At 70.9% G+C, this 18,706-nt stretch carries 16 protein-coding genes and 1 tRNA gene; 5 read left to right on the top strand and 12 right to left on the bottom strand.

Going from position 1 to position 18,706, the window contains the following annotated elements:
• Positions 1–65 precede the first annotated feature (65 nt).
• Positions 66–770: a response regulator transcription factor gene (locus ACOBQB_RS23120; RefSeq protein ID WP_423594052.1), complete on the top strand. Its 705-nt coding sequence runs from the start codon at positions 66–68 to the stop codon at positions 768–770.
• Positions 767–2,143, top strand: a complete 1,377-nt coding sequence (locus ACOBQB_RS23115) for a sensor histidine kinase (RefSeq protein ID WP_423594051.1) — start codon at positions 767–769, stop codon at positions 2,141–2,143. Before ACOBQB_RS23120 ends, ACOBQB_RS23115 begins: the two co-directional genes overlap by 4 nt.
• 236 nt (positions 2,144–2,379) lie before the next feature.
• Here the strand turns inward: ACOBQB_RS23115 and ACOBQB_RS23110 are convergent, their stop codons facing one another.
• The 4 genes from ACOBQB_RS23110 to ACOBQB_RS23095 all read right to left on the bottom strand — a co-directional run bounded on the left by ACOBQB_RS23110 (position 2,380) and on the right by ACOBQB_RS23095 (position 7,091).
• On the bottom strand, positions 2,380–3,801 hold the full coding sequence (locus ACOBQB_RS23110; protein WP_423594050.1) for a GH1 family beta-glucosidase: 1,422 nt from the start codon (positions 3,799–3,801) through the stop codon (positions 2,380–2,382).
• A 97-nt stretch (positions 3,802–3,898) separates the two neighbouring features.
• A complete protein-coding gene (locus tag ACOBQB_RS23105; protein WP_423594049.1) occupies positions 3,899–4,771 on the bottom strand; it encodes a carbohydrate ABC transporter permease in 873 nt (290 codons plus the stop codon).
• Positions 4,768–5,772: a carbohydrate ABC transporter permease gene (locus tag ACOBQB_RS23100; protein WP_423594048.1), complete on the bottom strand. Its 1,005-nt coding sequence runs from the start codon at positions 5,770–5,772 to the stop codon at positions 4,768–4,770. Before ACOBQB_RS23100 ends, ACOBQB_RS23105 begins: the two co-directional genes overlap by 4 nt.
• A 5-nt stretch (positions 5,773–5,777) precedes the next feature.
• A complete protein-coding gene (locus ACOBQB_RS23095) occupies positions 5,778–7,091 on the bottom strand; it encodes an ABC transporter substrate-binding protein (RefSeq protein ID WP_423594047.1) in 1,314 nt (437 codons plus the stop codon).
• A gap of 302 nt (positions 7,092–7,393) precedes the next feature.
• Here ACOBQB_RS23095 and ACOBQB_RS23090 point away from each other — a divergent pair, with 302 nt between their 5' ends.
• Positions 7,394–8,449, top strand: a complete 1,056-nt coding sequence (locus ACOBQB_RS23090; RefSeq protein ID WP_423594046.1) for a LacI family DNA-binding transcriptional regulator — start codon at positions 7,394–7,396, stop codon at positions 8,447–8,449.
• Between the two features lie 66 nt (positions 8,450–8,515).
• Here ACOBQB_RS23090 and ACOBQB_RS23085 read toward each other — a convergent pair.
• The 4 genes from ACOBQB_RS23085 to ACOBQB_RS23070 form a co-directional block, all read right to left on the bottom strand.
• Positions 8,516–8,588, bottom strand: a tRNA-His gene (locus ACOBQB_RS23085).
• 112 nt (positions 8,589–8,700) lie between these two features.
• Complete coding sequence (gene orn / locus ACOBQB_RS23080; protein ID WP_205034441.1) at positions 8,701–9,303, bottom strand: oligoribonuclease; 603 nt, start codon at positions 9,301–9,303, stop codon at positions 8,701–8,703.
• 10 nt (positions 9,304–9,313) lie between these two features.
• Complete coding sequence (locus ACOBQB_RS23075; RefSeq protein WP_423594045.1) at positions 9,314–10,543, bottom strand: GlxA family transcriptional regulator; 1,230 nt, start codon at positions 10,541–10,543, stop codon at positions 9,314–9,316.
• A 432-nt stretch (positions 10,544–10,975) separates the two neighbouring features.
• Positions 10,976–11,368 (bottom strand): hypothetical protein, encoded by a 393-nt coding sequence (locus tag ACOBQB_RS23070; protein ID WP_423594044.1) that lies wholly within the window; start codon positions 11,366–11,368, stop codon positions 10,976–10,978.
• 413 nt (positions 11,369–11,781) lie between these two features.
• Here ACOBQB_RS23070 and ACOBQB_RS23065 point away from each other — a divergent pair, with 413 nt between their 5' ends.
• Positions 11,782–12,306: a universal stress protein gene (locus ACOBQB_RS23065; protein ID WP_223774762.1), complete on the top strand. Its 525-nt coding sequence runs from the start codon at positions 11,782–11,784 to the stop codon at positions 12,304–12,306.
• 273 nt (positions 12,307–12,579) lie between these two features.
• On the opposite strand, the gene glmS is transcribed toward ACOBQB_RS23065, so the two are convergent.
• From glmS to ACOBQB_RS23050, 3 genes are all read right to left on the bottom strand, one after another.
• Positions 12,580–14,397 (bottom strand): glutamine--fructose-6-phosphate transaminase (isomerizing), encoded by a 1,818-nt coding sequence (gene glmS, locus ACOBQB_RS23060; protein WP_423594043.1) that lies wholly within the window; start codon positions 14,395–14,397, stop codon positions 12,580–12,582.
• A gap of 10 nt (positions 14,398–14,407) precedes the next feature.
• The gene (locus tag ACOBQB_RS23055) at positions 14,408–14,665 is read right to left on the bottom strand and encodes a hypothetical protein (protein ID WP_423594042.1); all 258 of its coding nucleotides are present in this window, start codon (positions 14,663–14,665) and stop codon (positions 14,408–14,410) included.
• A gap of 97 nt (positions 14,666–14,762) precedes the next feature.
• Positions 14,763–15,662 (bottom strand): DUF4429 domain-containing protein, encoded by a 900-nt coding sequence (locus ACOBQB_RS23050; RefSeq protein WP_423594041.1) that lies wholly within the window; start codon positions 15,660–15,662, stop codon positions 14,763–14,765.
• A 241-nt stretch (positions 15,663–15,903) separates the two neighbouring features.
• Here ACOBQB_RS23050 and ACOBQB_RS23045 point away from each other — a divergent pair, with 241 nt between their 5' ends.
• Positions 15,904–17,496 (top strand): beta-N-acetylhexosaminidase, encoded by a 1,593-nt coding sequence (locus ACOBQB_RS23045; protein ID WP_423594040.1) that lies wholly within the window; start codon positions 15,904–15,906, stop codon positions 17,494–17,496.
• A gap of 67 nt (positions 17,497–17,563) precedes the next feature.
• On the opposite strand, the gene ACOBQB_RS23040 is transcribed toward ACOBQB_RS23045, so the two are convergent.
• A complete protein-coding gene (locus ACOBQB_RS23040; RefSeq protein WP_423594039.1) occupies positions 17,564–18,637 on the bottom strand; it encodes an ABC transporter substrate-binding protein in 1,074 nt (357 codons plus the stop codon).
• Positions 18,638–18,706 lie beyond the last annotated feature (69 nt).

The raw sequence follows: 18,706 nt of genomic DNA, 5'->3' as shown, positions 1-18,706 counted from the left end.
GCACCACGCGGCGCGGCGTTGTCCCGCGAGGACCGCGTTCCTCCGTATGGCGTACGGTGCCGCCCATGGCAAGTGTGCTCGTCGTCGAGGACGACCAGTTCGTGCGCTCCGCCCTCATCCGGCACCTGACCGACGCCTCGCACACCGTGCGCAGCGTCGGCACGGCCCTGGAGGCGCTGCGGGAGGTCGCCCATCTCCGGTTCGACGTGGTGATCCTGGATCTCGGCCTGCCCGACCTCGACGGGGCGGAGGCGCTGAAGATGCTGCGCGGCATCACGGACGTCCCCGTGATCATCGCCACCGCGCGGGACGACGAGGCGGAGATCGTCCGGCTCCTCAACGACGGCGCCGACGACTACCTCACCAAACCGTTCTCGGTCGAACACCTGTCGGCGAGGATGGCCGCCGTGCTGCGCCGCGCGCGCGGCACGGCCGGTGAGGCACCGCCGAGCGACGTCCTCCAGGTCGGCGGGCTCCGCATCGACCCGCTGCGCCGCCAGGCCGAGCTGGACGGGGCGCGGCTCGACCTGACCCGCCGTGAGTTCGACCTGCTCGCCTTCCTGGCCGGGCGGCCCGGCGTCGTCGTCCCGCGCAGGGACCTCCTCGCCGAGGTGTGGCAGCAGAGCTACGGCGACGACCAGACCATCGACGTCCACCTGTCCTGGCTGCGGCGGAAGCTGGGCGAGACCGCGGCGAGGCCCCGCTACCTGCACACCCTGCGCGGCGTCGGCGTGAAGCTGGAGCCGCCGGCGGCGGATGCGCCGCTGTGAGGTGGGCCCTCGTCAAGGTCTGCCTGGCCGTCACGACGATGGTCGTGGTGGCCTTCGCGGTGCCCCTCGGCCTCGTCGTCAAGGAGATGGCCAGGGACCGCGCCCTCTCGAACGCGGAGCGCCACGCCGCGGGTATGGGCCCCACGCTCTCCATCACCACCGACCGTGAGGAGCTGACCCGGGCCGTCGCCACGTCCGAGGCGGGCGGCGACGGGCGGATGGCCGTCCACGTACCGGCCATCGGCGACGCCCCCGCCTTCGAGGTCGGCGACCCGAGGGCCGACGCGCGGGCCGTGGCGGCCACCCGCGAGGAGGGCCGGGCCAGGACCACCGGGGTGCCCGGCGGCTTCGTGGTCCTCCAGCCGACCGCGCTCAGCTCCGGGACGGCGGTCGTGGAGATCTACGTTCCCGAGGCCGAGGTCAGCAACGGCGTGACCACGGCGTGGCTGGTCCTCACGGGCGTCGGCGTCGCGCTCGTCATCGGCTCGGTGGCGGTCGCGGACCGGCTCGGCGTACGCATGGTGCAGTCGGCGAAACGGCTGGCGGCCGCCGCGCACGACCTCGGGGAGGGGAAGCTCGGGGCGCGCGTGCCGGAGGAGGGGCCGACCGAACTGCGGCTGGCGGCGGTCGCGTTCAACTCCATGGCCGACCAGGTCGTCCAACTCCTCGCAGGCGAACGGGAGCTGGCGGCCGACCTCTCCCACCGCCTGCGCACGCCGCTGACCGTGCTGCGGCTGAACGCGGCCTCGCTCGGCGACGGCCCGGCGGCCGAGCAGACCCGTACGGCCGTCGAGACGCTGGAGCGCGAGGTCGACACGATCATCCGCACGGCGCGGGAGGCCAAGCCGCGGACCGGGGCGGCGGCCGGCTCCGGCGCGGGCTGCGACGCCGCCGAGGTGATCCGGGAGCGGATGGCCTTCTGGTCGGCGCTCGCGGAGGACGAGGGGCGCAAGGCGCGGGTGGCCGGGGTGGAGCGGCCCGTGCGCATCCCGGTGGCCCGGGGCGAACTGGTCGCCGCGGTCGACGCGCTGCTCGGCAATGTCTTCCGGCACACGCGTGAGGGCACGGCGTTCTCGGTGGACGTGCACAGTGGCGAGGACGCGGTGATCGTCCTCGTCTCCGACGCCGGGCCGGGGATCGCCGACCCCGAGGCGGCGCTCGCGCGGGGCGCGGGTTCGGGGGAGGACGGCTCCACGGGGCTCGGCCTGGACATCGTCCGCCGCCTGGCGGAATCGACGGGCGGCGATGTGCGGGTCGGCAGCTCGGTGCTGGGCGGGGCGGAGGTCCGGGTGTGGCTTCAGCGGGGTGGCGATGAGCGTGGCCGTGGGGGCGTGGTGGGGCGGCGGCGGGGGCGGGGGCGTGGGCGCGGCTGAGGGGGCGTGGTCCTTTCGCTGCGGGTGCGTCGTGGCTGGTCGCGCAGTTCCCCGCGCCCCTTAGGGGGTGGGGCCGGGCGCGGCGGGGTCGGGTGCGGGTGCGTTGTGGTTGCTTGCGCAGTTCCCCGCGCCCCTGACGGGGCGCTCAGCTCCCGCCCCTGAAAGGGGCGCGGGGAACTGCGCGACCAGCCGCCACCGGCCCGCAGCGGAAACCACCCAGCCACCCGCCCCTCACCTCAGTCCAGCACCAGCTCCCGCGGCAGCACACCCCCGTCGGCGACCGTCGCGTACCAATGGGCGCTGGACTTCGGGACGCGGGCCTGCGTCTCGTAGTCGACGTAAACCGCACCGAAACGCTTGCTGTAGCCGTACGCCCATTCGAAGTTGTCCAGCAGTGACCAGAGGTAGTAGCCGCGGACGTCGGCGCCGTCGGTGATCGCGCGGCGGACGGCGGCCAGGTGGCCGTGGAGGTAGGCGATGCGCTCCGGATCGTGCACGCGGCCGTCCGGATCGGGCTTGTCGTCGCACGCCGCGCCGTTCTCCGTGATGTACAGCGGCAGCCCCGGCGCCTCCCGCGTGTACCGCATGATCAGCTCGTGCAGCCCCGTCGGGTCGACGGTCCAGCCCATCGCGGTGCGCTCACCCGGCGTCTGGTGGAAGGCGACGTCCTCGGAGCCGGGCCAGGGCGAGTGCTCGCTGGCGCCGTGCCCGTCGGCGCGGGAGCTCCCCGAGCCGTCCGGGGCGGCCGACACCAGCGCGGGCGTGTAGTAGTTGAGCCCCAGCGCGTCCAGCGGCTGGTGGATGGCGGCCAGGTCACCGTCCCGGACGCAGGACCAGTCGGTGACCCGCGCGGTGTCCGCCGGCAGGTCCGCCGGGTAGGCGCCGTACAGCATCGGGCCGTGGAAGACGCCGTTGGCGAGGTTGTCGATGCGCCGCCGGGCGTCCCCGTCCCGCGCGGAGTCGGAGACCGCCCTGACCACCGCGGAGTTGAGGCTCACCGCGACACGGGCGCGGGCCGGCAGGGCGGCACGCAGCGCCTGGGTGCCGAGCCCGTGCGCGAGGTTCAGGTGATGCGCGGCGTGGAGGGCGGCCGCGGGGTCGGTGCGGCCGGGGGCGTGCACTCCGGAGCCGTAACCGAGGAAGGCGCTGCACCACGGTTCGTTGAGCGTGATCCAGGACTCGACGCGGTCGCCCAGCGCCTCGGCGACGAAGCCCGCGTACTCGGCGAAGCGGTACGCCGTCTCGCGCGCCGGCCAGCCGCCCGCGTCCTCCAGCTCCTGAGGCAGGTCCCAGTGGTAGAGCGTCACGGCGGGCGCGATGCCCTTGGCCAGCAGCTCGTCGACCAGGCGCCGGTAGAAGTCCAGGCCGCGCTGGACGGCGGGGCCGCGCCCGGTGGGCTGCACCCGCGACCAGGAGACGGAGAACCGGTAGGCGTTCAGGCCCAGCTCGGCCATGAGCGCCACGTCGTCGCGGTAGCGGTGGTAGTGCTCGACGGCGACGTCACCCGTGTCACCGCCGACCGTGCGCCCCGGCGTATGGCTGAAGGTGTCCCAGATGGAGGGGGTGCGGCCGTCCTCACGCACGGCGCCCTCGATCTGGTACGCGGAGGTGGCGGCGCCCCAGAGGAAACCGGCGGGAAAGGTGAGGGATTCAGACATGGAAGCGCTCCCACGGGAGAGAGGAAAGGGGTACGGGGGAAGGCGGAGTGGAGGTGAGGGCGGGGGAAGCCCGGGAGCCCGGAGGCTCCCGGGGAGTTCAGCCCTTGACCGCGCCCTGCATGATGCCGCTCACGATCTGCTTGCCGAACAGGATGAACGCGAGCAGCAGCGGCAGCGTGCCGAGCAGCGCGCCCGCCATGATTACCGCCCGGTCCGGGATGTAGCCGGTGCCGAGGGAGTTGAGCGCCACCTGCACCGTGGGGTTCGACTGGTTCAGCGCGATGATCGGCCACAGGAAGTCGTTCCAGGCCATGACGAACGTCAGCAGGCCGAGCACGGCCATCGCGGGCCGCGCCGCCGGGAACACCACGTGCCAGATGACGCGCAGGCTGCTCGCCCCGTCCATCCGCGCCGCCTCGATGAGTTCGCTCGGCAGCGCCTGAAGCAAGTACTGCCGCATGAAGAAGACACCGAAGGCGCTGACGAACGTCGGCAGGATCACGGCTTGGAGCTGGTTGGTCCACTGGAGGTCGGCGACCCACAGATACAGGGGTACGACGCTCAGCTGCGGCGGCACCATCATCGTGCCGATGGTGAGCAGGAGCAGCGCCCCGCTGAACCGGAACTTCAGCTTGGCGAAGGCGAACCCGGCGATCGTGGAGAACAGCACGGTGCCGATGGTGACGCTGCCCGCCACGATGGTGGTGTTGAGCATCGCGTCACCGAGGCTCGCCTCGGTCCAGGCCCGTTCGAGGTTCTTGAAGAGGTTCCCGCCGAACCACAGCGGCGGCGGCGTCTGGGCGAGCCGCCCGCTGGTGCGGGAGGCCGCGACCGCCGTCCAGATCAGCGGGGCCAGCGAGACGGCGGTGAACAGCGCGAGGACGAGGTAGGTCAGCGGCCCCGCGTGCATCGTGCGGCCGGCCCCCCGGCCCATGGGGCGGGACGTGCGGCCCAGGGTGCGGGACTTCATCGGTCCTTCCTCAGGCGTCGGGCGATCAGCAGGTTGACCGCGGCGATGATCAGCAGGAGTACGAGCATCAGCCAGGCGACCGCGGACGCCCGGCCCAGGTGGCCGTTGATCCAGCCCTGGTCGTACAGATACAGCCCCAGCGTCTGGAACTGGTGGTCCGCGCCGCCCTTGGACCCGGCCGTGCCGCCGAACAGCAGCGGCTCACCGAAGAGCTGGGTCGCGCCGATGGTCGAGACGACGACCGTGAACAGGATGGTCGGCCGCAGCATCGGGATCGTCACGTGCCGGAACTGCTGCCAGCGCGAGGCGCCGTCCAGCGCGGCCGACTCGTACAGGTCGTGCGGCACGGCCTGCATCGCCGCCAGGTAGATCAGCGCGTTGTACCCGGTCCACCGCCAGATGACGATGGATGACACCGCGAACTGCGAACCCCAGGACGACTCACGCCAGTTGACGGGCTCGACGCCCACCGACCCGATCAGCCAGTTGACCATGCCGCCGTCCCACGCGAAGAGCAGCGTGAAGACCAGCGAGGCGCTCGCCACCGAGGTGGCGTACGGGGCGAGCATCGCGACCCGCCACAGGGTGGAGCCGCGCAGCTTGTAGTTGAGCAGGTGCGCGATGCCGAGCGCCATGGCCAGCTGGGGGACGGTGGAGATGACGCCGATGGTGAAGGTGTTGCCGAGCGCGTTCCAGAAGTAGTCGCTCTGGAGGAGGTTGGTGTAGTTCTCCAGGCCGAGCCAGGTGCTGTCGTCGAGGTTGGTCAGCTCCAGGCGGTGCAGCGAGGCCCACCCGGTGTACAGGAGCGGGAAGAGGCCGAAGGCGCCGAAGAAGAGGAAGAAGGGCGCGACGAAGACGTACGGCGACGCCTTGATGTCCCAGCGGTACAGGCGGCTGCGCCACGAGGACGTGGGGGAGGCCTTGTGGCTCCCGGACGCGGCCGGGGCCGCGTCCCCCTTGCCGGGGGACGCGGTCTCGGCGTACTCAGCGGTCTCGGACATGGGCGTCACTGTCCCAGAACATCCTTGATCTCCTTCTGGGCGGCGCTCCAGCCCTCCTGAGGGGACTTGCCCTGCTGCTCCACCTGGAGCACACCGATGTCCGCGATGGACTGGCCGATCTGGGCGTCCTTGATGCCGTACACGGCCGCGGGGGTGTTCTTCGCGATGCCGGCGAAGATCTCCGTGATGGGGGCGTCACTGAAGTACGCCTTGGTCGCCGGCGACGGCTTCAGCGTGTCGTAGACCGACGGGGTGGAGGGGAAGCTCGCCTGCTTGGCGAAGACCTTCGCGAGCTGCTCGGGCTGCGTCAGCCAGACGGCGAGCTCGGTCGCCTCCTTCTTGTGCTTGCCCGCGCTCGGCACGCCGAGGAACGTGCCGCCCCAGTTGCCGTCCGTCGGCGCCTTGGCCATGTCCCACTTGCCCTTGCCGCCCGGTCCCGTCTTCTCCTGGATGTAACCGGCCATCCAGGCCGGGCAGGCCACGGTGGCGAACCTGCCGTTGGCGAAGCCCTGGTCCCACGTCGGGTCGAACTGCTTGAGCTTGGCGGACATGTCGCCCCGCGCGACCTTCATCGCCGCGTCCCAGGCGTCCTTGCGGCCCTGGCTCTCCTCGTAGATCTGCTCGCCGCTCTTGTCGTAGTAGCGCTCGGTGGCGCCCGCGAAGACGGCGTTGTAGACGCTGGAGGCGGAGTCGACGAACTTGGTGCCCTTCGGCGCCTTGTCCATGTACTTCTCGCCCATCGCGACGTACTTGTCCCAGTCGCCCGCCCACTCCTTCGCGAGCTTCTCGCGGTCGGTGGGCAGCCCGGCCTTCGCGAAGAGGTCCTTGCGGTAGCAGAGCGCGGTCGGGCCGATGTCGACGCCGAGGCCGATGGTCTTGCCGTCCTCGGTGGTGGCCTGCTTCCACTTCCAGTCGAGGTACGTCGACTTCCGCACGCCCTCGGCCTTGCCCAGATCCTCGAACTTGGCGCCCTGGGTCTTGACGACCTCGGTGATGTTGCTGACCTCTATGGCCGCGACGTCGTTGACCCCGGCGCCGGACTGGAGCTGGGTGAGGAGCTTCGGGTAATAGGCGTCGTTCCGCTCGATGACGTTCTCTTTGATACGGATGTCCGGGTGGGCGTTCTCGTACTCCTCGTACAGACCTGCCTGCTTGAGGCCCAGCACGCCGAACGTGCCCACATTGAGCGTGATCTTGCCGTCGCCGCCCGCTGAGCCGCTGTCGTCGTCGCTCGAACAAGCGGCCAGCAGGCTCGTGGCCAGCGCGGTCACGGCCGCGTAGGTCACGAGCCTGCGGGTCCGGCGGGAACTCCTGTGCATGACGTCCTCCTGTTGCCTGACGTGCCGACCCCCCGGCCAACTGCGCTTCTGGGCCCGCTGGTTCACTCTGCGGCTCGGGCGGGGAACGTGCGGGATGTGTACGTACAGGGTAGTGTGGGAGCGCTCCCACGGGTGATGGGTTGAAGACTTGTGGCTGAGGGCGGGGGTGTCAAGGGACCCGGCAGGGAGTCACGTCTTCGGTTATCGGGCTGTTACGGGACGCCCGGCGACCCCGGCCGGGCACCCGGAAAAGATCAGGCTGTTACATTCCTGGCCGGGGGACGGGTGACGGGAGGCGGACAATGGCAGGTCACGCAGCGCGCGGCCGCGGCGGCGGACGGCCGACTCTGGAGGAGGTCGCCGCACGGGCGGGAGTGGGCCGGGGGACGGTGTCCCGCGTGATCAACGGCTCGCCGAGGGTCAGCGCGGCCACCCGGACGGCCGTGGAGGCCGCCGTGGCCGAACTGGGCTACGTCCCCAACACCGCGGCCCGCGCCCTCGCCGCCAACCGCACGGACGCGATCGCCCTGGTCGTGCCCGAACCGGAGACCCGGTTCTTCGCCGAGCCGTACTTCTCCGACGTGCTGCGCGGGGTGGGCGCCCAGCTCAGCGAGACCGAGATGCAGCTGCTGCTGATCTTCGCGGGCAACGACCAGCGGCGCCAGCGCCTGGCCCAGTACCTCGCCGCCCACCGCGTCGACGGCGTACTGCTGGTCTCCGTGCACGCCGACGACCCGCTGCCGGACCTGCTGAGCCAGCTGGAGATCCCGTCGGTGATCAGCGGCCGCCGCTCGGCCGAGGAGGCGCTGCCCTCCGTGGACTCCGACAACTTCGCCGGGGCGTGCTCGGCGGTGGAGCACCTGCTGTCCCGGGGCCGCACCTCCATAGCCACCATCACCGGCCGCCTGGAGGTGTACGGAGCCCGGCGCCGCCTGGACGGCTACCGCGCCGCGCTGCGGGACGCGGGCCGCCCCGTCGACGAGCGGCTGATCGTGCCGGGCGACTTCACGGAGGAGGGCGGCCGCCGCGCGATGCGGGAGCTGCTTGAGACGTGCCCCGAGGTGGACGCGGTCTTCGCGGGCTCCGACGTGATGGCGGCGGGCGCCCGGCAGGTGCTGCGGGAGGCGGGCCGCCGCATACCCGACGACGTGGCGCTGGTCGGCTTCGACGACTCGGCCATCGCCCGCCACATGGACCCGCCGCTCACCAGCGTCCGCCAGCCGATCGAGGAGATGGGCCGAGCCATGATCGACCTGCTCCTCGCGGAGATCGCGGACAACCGCCCGGCGGCCGCGCGCCGCCTGGAGCGGAGGCAGCTGGTGCTGCCTACGGAGCTGGTGGAGCGGGACTCGTCCTGACGGCCCGTCGGCGCCCGGGAATGCGGGAAGGGCCCCGGTTCTCTCGAACCGGGGCCCTTCCTTCAGGGTGAGTGACGGGACTTGAACCCGCGGCCACCTGGACCACAACCAGGTGCTCTACCAACTGAGCTACACCCACCATGTCCGGTCGTTTGTCTTTCTTCCGACCGGCCGAGAAAAAGTGTACAGGGTCCGAAGGGGTGCTCGCGCACACCTTTCTCCGGACCCCGTACGAGGGGAGTCCGCGGAGGTTACTCCGCGGCCAGTACGTGCTTGGCCGCGATCGACTTCGCGGTGTCGGAGTCCGGTCCGGGCTGCGGGACGAAGATCGCCTCGCGGTAGTAGCGCAGCTCGGCGATGGACTCGCGGATGTCGGCGAGCGCGCGGTGGTTGCCGTTCTTGTCCGGGCTGTTGAAGTAGGCCCGGGGGTACCAGCGCCGGGCGAGCTCCTTGATGGAGGAGACATCGACGATCCGGTAGTGGAGGTACTCCTCCAGCGTCGCCATGTCCCGCAGCAGGAAGCCGCGGTCGGTGCCGACCGAGTTTCCGCACAAGGGAGCCTTCCGCGGCTCCTTGACGTGCTCGCGTACGTACGCCAGGACCTGCTCCTCGGCGTCGGCCAGCGTGGTGCCGCCGGCCAGCTCGTCCAGGAGCCCCGAGGCGGTGTGCATCGCGCGCACCACCTCGGGCATGGTCTCCAGCGCCGCGTCCGGCGGGCGGATCACGATGTCCACACCTTCGCCGAGCACGTTCAGTTCCGAGTCGGTGACCAGTGCGGCCACCTCGATAAGTGCGTCGTCCGTCAACGAGAGCCCGGTCATCTCGCAGTCGATCCACACCATGCGGTCGTTCATGCGTCCAACCCTACGGCGCGCTCCTCTGACCGGGCAGGGGAGTACGGCCCGGCGCGTACACGTCCGAGTTCGGCTTGCCGGGCTCGGCGGGCAGGGAGGCCGAGGGGCTGAGCGCGCCCGCGGCCGCCGTACGGCGCGTCTGCGTCGGCACCGGGCCCGCCTCCACCAGCGCGGGCATGGCCTGCGACGACGCCGGGGCGGACTCCAGCGCGCGCTCGCCCTGCGGCCTGCGGGCGCGGTAGGCGGCCCGGTAGGCGGCGGGGGAGGAGCCGAGCTGGCGCCGGAAGTGGCCCCGCAGTGCGACCGGCGAGCGGAAGCCGCAGCGGCCCGCGACCTCGTCGACGGAGTAGTCGGAGGTTTCGAGCAGCCGCTGCGCCTGGAGCACCCGCTGGGTGATCAGCCACTGGAGGGGAGCGCTTCCGGTGAGCGAGCGGAACCTGCGGTCGAAGGTCCGCCTGCTCATGTAGGCGCGCGCGGCCAGCGTCTCCACGTCGAACTGCTCGTGGAGGTGCTCAAGGGCCCAGGCGACGACCTCGGCGAGCGGGTCGGCGCCGATCTCCTCGGGTAAAGACCTGTCGAGGTAGCGCTCCTGACCGCCGGCGCGGCGCGGCGGCACCACGAGCCTGCGGGCGAGCGCGCCCGCCGCCTCATTGCCGTGGTCCGTGCGCACGATGTGCAGACAGAGATCGATTCCGGCCGCGGTGCCGGCGCTCGTCAGGACGTCCCCGTCGTCGACGAACAGCTCGCGCGGGTCCACGTGGACGGACGGGTAGCGCTTGGCGAGCGTCGGCGCGTACATCCAGTGGGTGGTCGCGGGCCGGCCGTCGAGCAGGCCCGCGGCGGCGAGCACGAACGCGCCGGTGCAGAGCCCGACGATGCGGGCGCCTTCCTCGTGCGCGCGGCGCAGTGCGTCCAGCGCCTCCGGCGGTGGCGGCGACGTGATCGACCGCCAGGCCGGTACGACAACCGTGCCCGCCCTGCCGATCGCCTCCAGGCCGTGCGGCGCGGTGAGTTCGAGCCCGCCGGTGGTCCGCAGCGGTCCGTCCTCGCCGGCGCACACCAGCAGCCGGTAGCGGGGGACACCGGCGTCCTGCCGGTCGATGCCGAAGACGGAGAGCGGTATGGAACTCTCGAAAATGGGACCACCGCTGAAGAGCAGCACCGATACGATCTCCCGGCGGCGGCGCCCGGAGAGCTTGCGAGCCGTGTTCTCCGGCGCGGCAGTGGAGTCGTGACTCATGGTGCTAAACCCCCCTCGGTCGTAGCGGCTCCCTGTTCCTGCCGTGCTTGCCGTGCTTGACGTTTTCTACGTGCTTGACGTGCTTGCTGGGCCTGTCGCTCCTGCACGTTTCCCCTCGGTCCTCCACCAGTCCCCCGCCGTAATACAGTCAAGATCGAATCTACTGTGTCCCGTGCTGCCGGAGTGACCAGTTCAGCACCCGGCAGATTGTCGACATGGCAACTTGGCGTGAAGCATTCGATCACGAAGCGTTGCACTCGTGTGCCCGACAGGGAAGTGCGCCTCTGCTCCATGGCCGGTCCCCGTAGGGTGCGCAGGGTCCCGGGGCACCTTTCAGTCCTGGTTGGACCGGGGTTGAGGGCCCGTTCGGCCAAGGAATGCCCGGCCCTCGGAAGTTGGCTGAAAAGCTACGGGCGCGTGCGCGCGAATCGGTCAGTCGACCGGCGCGTTCTCGGAGCCGTACCGCACGCCCCGGTGCGCCCCTGTGCCCGTCCTGCCGTGCCGTCCGCGGTGCCCGCCGTTCTGTTCCGCGAGCTGCCGCGCGGCGCCCCGCTCGGACTGCCGCAGCAGCACCCGGCAGACCCCGGTGACGGCCGCCAGGCCCAGCGCGGCGCCGCCCGCCCCCGCCAGGGAGGTCCCGTACCCCACAAGGACGACCGGAACCAGGACGCAGCTGAACGCCGCCCAGCGGACCACGTCGCCCACCGAGTCCTGCGGGGGCGTCCGCCGGGGGCCCCGGGCGGGCCCCCGGGCGCGGGCCGAGGAGGCCGCGCGGCGCTTGCGGGTGGGCGGCGACGATGGGGACAGGGCCGGGGGACCAGGCACGGAGGGCTCCCTGTGAGGGTGGCGTACCGGAGTTCAACGCGCGGCCGGGCGGCCAGTCACTGGCGGGCCGCCGGGTGGCGCCGGACGGGTGGGCAAACCGCCTGTACGTGGCAGCAACCATTGCCATCCGGGCGAGGCTCATGCATGCTCCGGTGAACGCCGGGAGGCCCTGTGACTGCCCGGCGCCGGCCCGCACGGGCCCCCCGCAGGATCTGGGCAGGAGAGGAGTGTCGCCGTACCCTTGGGGGTATGGGGTTGGGAAGATGATTCCCGGACGAGATTCCCGGGCGAGAATCCCGGACCAGGTTTCCCGACCAGGTTTCCCGGACCAGGTTTCCGGACTTCACGCTCCTGAACTGCCGCACCACCCGAACAGCAGACCCTCCCACAGAGGACTCCTCGCCGAGACACCCATGGCCGGTCACGAATTCTTCGAACCCGCGGACCGCAAGCGGCAGGTCGCCGATCCGACAGCGACCCCCCGAGCGGCGGAAGAACCACGTCATTCCTGCGATCCGGCGTTCCGGCACGGCGTCGTCGTCGGCTTCGACGGCTCGACCTCCAGCGAGCGGGCCCTCGCCTACGCGATCGGCATGGCCCACCGCTCGGGATCGGGCCTGATCATCGTCCATGTCGCCAACCGGCTGCCCACCACGGTGTGGGCGGGCTGCGAGCCGCCGGTCTTCGTCGACGTGCCGGATCACCGCACCGAGGTGCTGGGCCTGGAACTGGCCTGCGCGGACTATCTCACCGAGGTGCCCTGGATCCTCGTCGAGCGCGGCGGCGACATCTGCCATGAGCTGGAGGAGGTCGGCCGGGAGTACAGCGCGGACGCGATCGTCGTCGGCTCCACGCACGGCATCGTCGGGCGCATCTTCGGCTCCGTGGCGGGGCGGCTGGCGCGGCGGGCGCAGCGTCCCGTCATCGTGATTCCCTGACGGACCTCAAGTCCCTTCGGGTACTCAAGTCCCCTGCGTGCCAGGCGAGTTGCGCGGATGAATCTACTCGCGCGTAGAGGTGGTTCGCGTCCCGTGGGCGGGTACATAGACGTCGCCGGCATACCGCCCTGTCGGCCCGGCGGGTGACGGCCGCCGGACGCCGAGGGCGCGGGTCGGGGTAATGGGCGACCCCGGCCCTGGAAGAACGGCCCCCTGAGCGCCGGTGGCACGCGCAGGGGGCCGTTCACATGTGGCCCGCGGTAGAGGGCGGCTCTACTCGACGGTGACCGACTTCGCGAGGTTGCGCGGCTTGTCGATGTCCCGGCCCAGCGCCAGCGCCGTGTGGTAGGCGAGGAGTTGCAGCGGGATGCCCATCAGGATCGGGTCGAGCTCGTTCTCGTTCTTCGGGACGATGATCGTCTGGTCGGCCTTCTCCTGCTCCTGGTGTGCCACCGCGAGGATCTTGCCGCTGCGGGCCTTGATCTCTTCCAGGGCGGCGCGGTTCTTCTCCAGGAGGTCGTCGTCCGGCACGATCGCGACGGTCGGCAGGGCGGGCTCGATGAGCGCGAGCGGGCCGTGCTTCAGCTCGGAGGCGGGGTAGGCCTCGGCGTGGATGTACGAGACCTCCTTGAGCTTGAGCGAGGCCTCCCGGGCGACCGGGTAGCCGCGCACACGGCCGATGAAGAGCATCGAGCGGGCGTCGGCGTAGCTCCTGGCGATCTTCTTGATCTCGTCCTCCTGCTTGAGGATCTCCGAGATCTGGCCGGGCAGCCTCCGCAGGCCCTCGATGATCCGCTTGCCGTCGGAGACCGACAGGTCACGGATGCGGCCGAGGTGCAGGGCGAGCAGGCCGAAGGCGACGGTGGTGTTCGTGAAGCACTTGGTGGAGACCACGCAGACCTCCGGGCCCGCGTGGACGTACACGCCCGCGTCCGCCTCCCGGGCGATCGCCGAGCCGACGACGTTGACCACACCGAGGACACGGGCGCCCTTGCGCTTCAGCTCCTGGACGGCGGCCAGCACGTCGTACGTCTCACCGGACTGGGAGACCGCGATGTAGAGGGTGTCGGGGTCCACGACCGCGTTGCGGTAGCGGAACTCGGACGCCGGCTCCGCGTCGGCGGGGATGCGGGCCAGCTCCTCGATCATCTGGGCGCCGATCATGCCCGCGTGGTACGAGGTGCCGCAGCCGAGGATCTTGACGCGGCGCACCTTGCGGGCGTCGTGCGCGTCGAGGTTGAGGCCGCCGAGGTGCACGGTGGAGAAGCGGTCGTCGATGCGGCCGCGCAGGACGCGGTCCACCGCGTCGGGCTGCTCGAAGATCTCCTTGTGCATGTACGTGTCGTGGCCGCCCATGTCGTACGACTCCGCCTCCCACTCCACGGTGGTCGGCGAGGCGGTCGTGCGGGAGCCCTCGGTGGTGTACGTGCGGTAGTCGTCGGCCTTGATGGTGGCCATCTCGCCGTCGTCGAGGGTGACGACCTGGCGGGTGTGGGAGACGAGCGCGGCGACATCCGAGGCGACGAACATCTCCTTCTCGCCGATGCCGAGGACGACCGGGGAGCCGTTGCGGGCGACGATGATGCGGTCGTTGAAGTCGGCGTGCAGGACGGCGATGCCGTACGTGCCCTCGATGTGGCGCAGCGCCTCGCGCACCTTCTCTTCCAGGGTCTCCGCCTGGGAGCGGGCGATCAGGTGGGTGAGGACCTCGGTGTCGGTCTCGGAGAGGAACTCGACGCCGTCGGCGGTCAGCTTGGCGCGCAGCTCGGAGGCGTTGTCGATGATGCCGTTGTGGACGACGGCGACCTTGCCGTCCTGGGACAGGTGCGGGTGGGCGTTCTCGTCGGAGGGGGCGCCGTGGGTGGCCCAGCGGGTGTGGGCGATGCCGGTGGTGCCCTTGAAACGGGCGGGCACCTTGGCCTCCAGGTCACGGACGCGACCCTTGGCCTTGACGGTCTTCAGGCCCGTGGCCTTGGGACCGGTGACGGCGATGCCCGCCGAGTCGTAGCCGCGGTACTCCAGGCGCTGGAGGCCTTCGAGGAGCAGCGGGGCGACGTCACGCTTGCCGATATAACCGACGATTCCGCACATAGAGGGAGTCCTAGCCGTAGATGATGCGGCGCAGCTGCCTGAGGGTGAGCTCGGGCGGCGCGACCGCGCGGTATTCGAGATCCGCCGAGATCTGTTCGAAGATCGCCGCGTTCAGCAGGCCCTGACCCTGCAACTCGCGGTGGCGGCGACGGACGAAGTCTTCGGTCGTCTCGTCGAAGTAGGCCAGCACGTCCTGGACGACCCGCAGGGCTTCGCCCCGCTGGAGCGGGGTGCTGCGGGTGAGGTGGTCCACCAGGTCGTCGTGCATTCGATGATCCTGGAGGATCTTCTCCTCTTTCGCAAGAATCCTGCCCGGAATCGGGCAGGGGCGTGGCGGATGGTGGGTGCTGGTGGCCCTGCGTGGCCTACATGCGGCGCAGGACCGCCTGCTTGGCCGTGGTGAACTCCTCCTCCGTGAGGATGCCCGCCTGGTGGAGGTCGCCCAGCTCGCGCAGGCGGCGCAGCAGGGCGTCGTGGTCCTCGGCCGGGCCGCGCGGGGCCGGGTCCGTCGCATGCGGGACGGCGGGCGGCGCGTCCACCGGGGTGGCGGGCGCCGCGGGGTGGGGGAGGCGGGCCTGGACCGCGGCGGCGACCAAAGCCATCAGCGGGTCCTTCTTGAAGCCCCAGAGCTCCACCGCGTTCGGGTCGTACTTCGGCGGGGTCGTGGCCGTGGTCTTGGCGGGGGCGTTCCTCACGGTGAAGCGCAGGTGGCCGTTCTCCAGGCCGACCGCCGGCTGCCACTCCACCGCCGCGATGTCGGCGAGCGCCAGGGACCTCGTGCCGGACGCCGCCTTCGCCTCCTCCGTCTTCCAGTTCCACTCCAGGCGTATCTGCTCCCCGTCGAAGCTCGCGGTGCCGTCCCCGGCGGAGACGGACAGCGGCACGGACGGGCCGGGCAGGAGGTAGGCCGTGCAGGGTGCGGTCGGCACCTGTTCGATCAGCAGGGCGCCCCGCACCTCGTCGACCAGATACTCCGCCACGCCGTACCGGTCGGGCTCCACGCCCAGCTGATACGGGTCGCCGGAGTCCGTCAGCTGGCCGCCCGTCGCCTGGAGCAGCGGGTCGGCGCCGTCGCGCAGCCGCAGCCGCAACCGGCCCGACTTCTTCCCGCGCTCGAAGGAGATGCCCGCCAACGCGCCCAGTGGCACGGCCAGTTCGCCCAGCGTCTTGCGGAGCAAGGAGACGCTCTTGTCGTGGCCCGGCACCAGCCGCAGCGTGTTTCCGTCGAAGGTCCAGGTCCCGTCGCGCTGGATGATTTCCGCCATGCGGGGATTCTCGCACCGCCCCGGGGAGAGCTGGTCTACACCCCTTGACCCCTCGTGGGGGCCGGGTTACCAATGGGAACCGTTCGAACGGTATGCACCACAGCTGCGCCCCCGTCGAAGGGACCCGCTTGTGAGAACGCACCACAGAACATGGCGAACGCCCCGCAGGACATGGGGGACGCACCACGAAACGCCAGGAACGCCCCGCAGAACATGGGCAACGCCCCGCAGAACGACGCGTTTGCTCGGCCCGCTGCTGCTCGTGGCGGCCGCCGGCATCTCCTCCTTCGCCGCCGCCCCCGCCCCCGCGGGGAAGCCGAAGCCCCCGGTCACCCCGGTCACCCCGCTCGGCCGGATCGTGCCCGCGCCCTTGGCGGCCGAGCCGGGCGGCGCCGGGTACGAGATCACCGCCAGGACCCGGATCCGCGTCAGCCGACCCGAGGAGCGGCGCGTCGGCGAGTACCTCGCCCAGGTGCTGCGCCCCTCCACCGGCTACAAGCTGCCCGTCGTCACCGGTGAGGGCGGCGACGGCATCCGGCTGCGCCTCAGCGCCGAACCGGCGAACAAGGTCCTCGGCAACGAGGGCTACCGGATCATCTCCACGCACGGCTCCCTCACCGTCACGTCCTGGTCGGACGCCGGGCTCTTCCACGGCGTGCAGACCGTGCGGCAGCAACTGCCCGCCGCCGTCGAGAAGAAGACCAAGCAGCGCGGCCCGTGGCGGATCGCGGGCGGCACCATCAGGGACATGCCGCGCTACACCTACCGCTCCACAATGCTCGACGTCTCGCGGCACTTCTTCACCGTCGAGCAGGTCAAGCGCTACATCGACCAGGCCGCGCTGTACAAGATGAACAAGCTGCACCTGCACCTCAGCGACGACCAGGGCTGGCGCATCGCCATCGACTCCTGGCCGCGCCTGGCCACGTACGGCGGTTCCACGCAGGTCGGCGGTGGCAAGGGCGGCTACTACACGAAGGCGCAGTACAAGGAGATCGTCGCGTACGCCGCCTCGCGGCACCTGGAGGTCGTCCCCGAGATCGACATGCCGGGGCACACCAACGCGGCCCTCGCCTCGTACGCCGAGCTGAACTGCGACGGTGTCGCCCCGCCCCTCTACACCGGCACCGCCGTCGGCTTCAGCTCGCTGTGCGTGAAGAAGGACGTCACGTACGACTTCGTGGACGACGTGATCCGCGAGCTGGCCGCCATGACGCCCGGCAAGTACCTCCACATCGGCGGGGACGAGGCGCACTCCACCAGCCATGAGGACTTCGTCGCCTTCATGGACAAGGTGCAGCCGGTCGTCGCCAAGTACGGCAAGACCGTCATGGGCTGGCACCAGCTCACCGGCGCCAAGCCCGCCGAGGGCGCCGTCGCCCAGTACTGGGGTTACGACAGGACGGGCGCCGCCGAGCGCGAGCAGGTCGTGAGCGCCGCGAAGAACGGCACCAAGCTGGTCCTCTCCCCGGCTGACCGCTCCTACCTCGACATGAAGTACACCAAGGACACCCCGCTCGGCCTGTCCTGGGCGGGCCTCGTCGAGGTGCAGCGCTCCTACGACTGGGACCCGGCGACCTACCTGAAGGGCGCGCCCGCCGACGCGGTCATGGGCGTCGAGGCGCCGCTGTGGACGGAGACCCTCTCGACCTCCGCGCACCTCGACTACATGGCCTTCCCGCGACTGCCGGGGATCGCCGAGCTCGGCTGGTCGCCCGCGGCCGCGCACGACTGGGAGCGGTACAAGGGACGGCTCGCCGCGCAGGCCCCCCGCTGGGACGCGCTCGGCATCGGCTACTACAAGTCGCCGCAGGTGCCCTGGCCCGCAGGGTAGGCGTACGGGCGGGGCTCCCGGGGACCGTCCCGGGAACCCCGCCCGGCCTGCTTTTGCGGCTCCGGGGTCAGGCGCTCTTCTTGAGCTTCTTCGCCTTCTCGATCGCGTCCGCGAGGTCCTCAAGGATCGGCGCGCACTTGTCGTACGAGAAGATCGGCTCCGTGACGCGCGGGATGACCTGCCCGGCCTTGACGGCGGGAAGCTTGCGCCAGGTCGGCTTGGACTCGTCGAGGACGGCCGGCTGGAGGGCGGAGGTGCGGTTGTCCATCATGATGAGGTCCGCGTCGTACTGGTCGACGTTCTCCCAGCTGAGGTTCTCGAACCAGCCGCCGGACGCCTTCTTGGCCTTCTTCGGCGGCTCGATGATGTTCACGCCGAGCGCCTTGAAGTACTCCAGGTCGACGGAGAGGTCCGAGCCGGAGACGTAGAACAGCTCCTGGCTCGCCGAGCCCACGAGGACCTTGATGTCCTTGTGCGCCTTGGCGACCTCGCGCAGCCGCTCGGAGGCGGCCTCGAAGCGCTTCTTCGCCTTGACGACCTTGTCCGACTCCACGTCCGCGCCGAGCGACTCGGCGAGCGCGAGGATGCGCTGGAGCGGCTGGGTCAGCTGGCGGTCGTAGACGCTGATGCCGACGCTCGGGGCGAGCTTCAGGATCTTGTCGCTGCTCTCCTCGGGCACGTACCAGAGGGTGCCCTTGGCGTCGAACATGGTGGAGATCAGCAGGTCGGGCGCGAGACCCGCGTACTTCTCGATGCTGAACCGGCCCCATTCGTTGCCGATGACCGTCAGCTTGCTGACGTCCATGTCGCCGGCCTGCACGTCGGCCTTGCCGTCCTTGGTCTTCGTGGGGCCGAAGACGCCCTTGCACTCGATGCCGTAGTCGAACAGGGCGGCGGCGACGCCGGTGAAGGCGACGATGTTCTCCGGCGTCGCGTCGCGCTTCGCCGTCTCGCCGCGGTCGTCCTTGAACCTCCACGGACCGGACTTGGCCGCACCGCCCTTGGTCTTCTCCCCATCCTTTTTCTCGCTGCCGCAGGCCGCCAGGACGGCGGTCAGGCCGAGGGCACCGCCGGCGGTGAGCATGCCGCGGCGGGAGAGCTGGGAGGAGCGGGGCTGGGGCATGTGGGTCTCTGCTTTCATGACGGTACGGCGGCCGGGGCCACTGGCCGGAAGTAGAGCTTAGGCTAGCCTAAGCTCGCTGCGGCATCA

This window comes from Streptomyces sp. G5(2025), from assembly GCF_049542075.1.
GTDB lineage: Bacteria > Actinomycetota > Actinomycetes > Streptomycetales > Streptomycetaceae > Streptomyces.
The sequence above is the reverse complement of the archived record's forward strand: the minus strand, read 5'-3'. Positions and strand labels throughout refer to the sequence as shown.

Excerpts from the sequence above, each read along its gene's own strand:
- ACOBQB_RS23065 (WP_223774762.1), top strand. The coding sequence starts at position 11,782 with ATGGCCGGTCACGAATTCTTCGAACCCGCGGACCGCAAGCGGCAGGTC.
- ACOBQB_RS23050 (WP_423594041.1), bottom strand. The coding sequence starts at position 15,662 with ATGGCGGAAATCATCCAGCGCGACGGGACCTGGACCTTCGACGGAAAC.
- ACOBQB_RS23040 (WP_423594039.1), bottom strand. The coding sequence starts at position 18,637 with ATGAAAGCAGAGACCCACATGCCCCAGCCCCGCTCCTCCCAGCTCTCC.
- ACOBQB_RS23105 (WP_423594049.1), bottom strand. The coding sequence starts at position 4,771 with ATGAAGTCCCGCACCCTGGGCCGCACGTCCCGCCCCATGGGCCGGGGG.
- orn (WP_205034441.1), bottom strand. The coding sequence starts at position 9,303 with ATGAACGACCGCATGGTGTGGATCGACTGCGAGATGACCGGGCTCTCG.
- ACOBQB_RS23075 (WP_423594045.1), bottom strand. The coding sequence starts at position 10,543 with ATGAGTCACGACTCCACTGCCGCGCCGGAGAACACGGCTCGCAAGCTC.
- ACOBQB_RS23055 (WP_423594042.1), bottom strand. The coding sequence starts at position 14,665 with ATGCACGACGACCTGGTGGACCACCTCACCCGCAGCACCCCGCTCCAG.
- ACOBQB_RS23090 (WP_423594046.1), top strand. The coding sequence starts at position 7,394 with ATGGCAGGTCACGCAGCGCGCGGCCGCGGCGGCGGACGGCCGACTCTG.
- ACOBQB_RS23100 (WP_423594048.1), bottom strand. The coding sequence starts at position 5,772 with ATGTCCGAGACCGCTGAGTACGCCGAGACCGCGTCCCCCGGCAAGGGG.
- ACOBQB_RS23095 (WP_423594047.1), bottom strand. The coding sequence starts at position 7,091 with ATGCACAGGAGTTCCCGCCGGACCCGCAGGCTCGTGACCTACGCGGCC.
- glmS (WP_423594043.1), bottom strand. The coding sequence starts at position 14,397 with ATGTGCGGAATCGTCGGTTATATCGGCAAGCGTGACGTCGCCCCGCTG.
- ACOBQB_RS23120 (WP_423594052.1), top strand. The coding sequence starts at position 66 with ATGGCAAGTGTGCTCGTCGTCGAGGACGACCAGTTCGTGCGCTCCGCC.
- ACOBQB_RS23110 (WP_423594050.1), bottom strand. The coding sequence starts at position 3,801 with ATGTCTGAATCCCTCACCTTTCCCGCCGGTTTCCTCTGGGGCGCCGCC.